2 protein-coding genes are annotated in these 1,944 nt (G+C 72.9%); one reads left to right on the plus strand and one right to left on the minus strand.

The features are described from left to right. A partial coding sequence (locus DQW06_RS23725; RefSeq protein WP_198662532.1) for an NADH:flavin oxidoreductase/NADH oxidase occupies positions 1 to 1,087 on the minus strand: 1,087 nt, incomplete at its 3' end. A gap of 188 nt (positions 1,088 to 1,275) precedes the next feature. On the opposite strand from DQW06_RS23725, the gene DQW06_RS23730 reads away from it, so the two are divergent. Then, positions 1,276 to 1,713: a helix-turn-helix transcriptional regulator gene (locus tag DQW06_RS23730; RefSeq protein ID WP_117199341.1), complete on the plus strand. Its 438-nt coding sequence runs from the start codon at positions 1,276 to 1,278 to the stop codon at positions 1,711 to 1,713. Positions 1,714 to 1,944 lie beyond the last annotated feature (231 nt).

Below are 1,944 nucleotides of genomic sequence, written 5' to 3' on the forward strand. Positions count from 1 at the left end.
CGTAGCCGTACTGCTCGGGCCAGTGCGAGTCGGCGCCCAGCTCCTCCGCGGCGCGGTGGGCCCAGTAGGGCTCGCGCAGCAGCTGCCGTCCCAGGAACACCGCGTCGGCGCGGCCCGAGGCGACGATCTCCTCGGCCTGGGCGGGTTCGGTGATCGCTCCGACCGCGCCGGTGGGCAGGCCGGTGGCACCGCGGACCCGCTCGGCGAAGGGCACCTGGTAGTTCGGGCCCACGGGGATGAGGGCGTCGGCGACCAGGCCTCCGGTGGACACGTCGAGGAGGTCCACGCCCCGGGCCTGGAGCTCCTTGGCGAGCAGGACGGTGTCCTCGCCGGTCCAGCCCTCGCGCTCGTCGGCCTCGTTCTCCGTCAGCCAGTCGGTGGCCGAGGTGCGGAAGAACACGGGCAGGTGCTCGGGCCACACCTCGCGCACGGCCTCGACGACCTCCAGCGCGAAGCGCATCCGGTTCTCGGGGCTGCCGCCGTACTCGTCGGTGCGGTGGTTGGTGGCGGGCGACAGGAAGGAGTGCAGCAGGTAACCGTGCGCGCCGTGCACCTCGGCCACCTGGAACCCGGCGGCCAGCGCCCGCTCGGCCGAAGCCGCGAAGTCTCGGACCAGCTGCCGGATCCCGTCGGCGGTCAGCTCGACCGGCGCGGGGTAGCCGGGGAAGGCCTCAGTGCCGGGACCCACCGTCGGCCAGCCGCCCTCGGACTCGGGGACGTACTGTCCGCCCAGCCAGGGCTTGTCCGTCGAGGCCTTGCGCCCGGCGTGCGCGAGCTGGATGGCCGGTACCGCGCCGTGGGCGCTGATCGCGGAGGTCACGCGTTTGAAGGCCTCCTGCTGGCGGCTGTTCCACAGGCCGAGGTCCCAGGGGCTGATCCGCCCGTCGGGCCGCACGCCGGTGGCCTCGACCATGACCAGACCGGCCCCGCCCGCGGCCCGGTCGGCCAGGTGCGCGAGGTGGAAGTCGGTCGGGGCGCCGGCGTCGGGCCCTTCGGAGGCGGCCGAGTACATGCACATCGGGGACATCCACGCGCGGTTGGGGATCTCCAGCGACCTCAGCTTCAAGGGGGTGAACAGCGTGCTCAAGGGGTGTCCTTCCGTCTGCGGCAAGTGGTCGGTGTCCATCGGGGAGCGGGTCCGGCGCACGGAGGCCGAACTCTAATACGATGGATGTCGTACTACGGTAAGCAACGTACTACGAGGATTGTCAAACTACGACCGTCCTCGTACTTTGTGGTGGAAGTCGCACGGCGCACGGCAGCGGAGGTCATGGCATGCCCGGCAGGGAACGAAGGGTCCGAAGCGGTCGGCAACTGGAACACCCGCCCGCCGAGGAGATCCGGGTGGAGACGGTCATGCACGCCCTGGCCGACCCCGTGCGCCTGCGCATCGTGCGCGAACTGGCCCGGGGCCACGACGACATGGCCTGCATCGCCTTCGAACTGCCGGTGAGCAAGTCCACCTCCACCCACCACTTCCGCGTGCTGCGCGAGGCGGGGGTCATCCGCCAGTACTACGAGGGCACCTCGCGCATGAGCTGTCTGCGTACGGAGGACCTCGGTACGCGCATGCCCGGACTCCTGGAGGCGGTCCTGCGGGCCGCGCACATCGCCGAGGGCGACGCCGCCGGTGGGTCCGCCACCAGCGATTCCGCCGGGGGAAGCCCTGACGGGGCCGCCGCCGGGGTGAGCCCCTCCGGCCCGGCTTCCTGAGCGGAAGGGGCAGGGCGGGCGGCCACGGTCGGCGGGCCACGGGCCCGCCCGGCTGATCCCTCCTTCGAAGCAGTGGCGCCGTCTCCTGGGCAGCGGTGTCGTGAGCGTGTTCCGGCCAGGTGAGGGCCCCGCCCTCCGGGGGCGCCGGAGGACGGTCCGGCGCCCCCGGTCGGGCGGGGAGGGTTCAGTCCGCGACGCGCCCCCGCGCCTCCGTGGTGCCGAGGGCGGCGC

Origin of the sequence: Nocardiopsis sp. TNDT3 (genome assembly GCF_003427465.1) — a bacterium.
Taxonomy (GTDB): domain Bacteria; phylum Actinomycetota; class Actinomycetes; order Streptosporangiales; family Streptosporangiaceae; genus Nocardiopsis; species Nocardiopsis dassonvillei.

Coding starts and splice junctions, on each gene's coding strand:
- DQW06_RS23730 (WP_117199341.1), top strand. CDS start 1,276: ATGCCCGGCAGGGAACGAAGGGTCCGAAGCGGTCGGCAACTGGAACAC.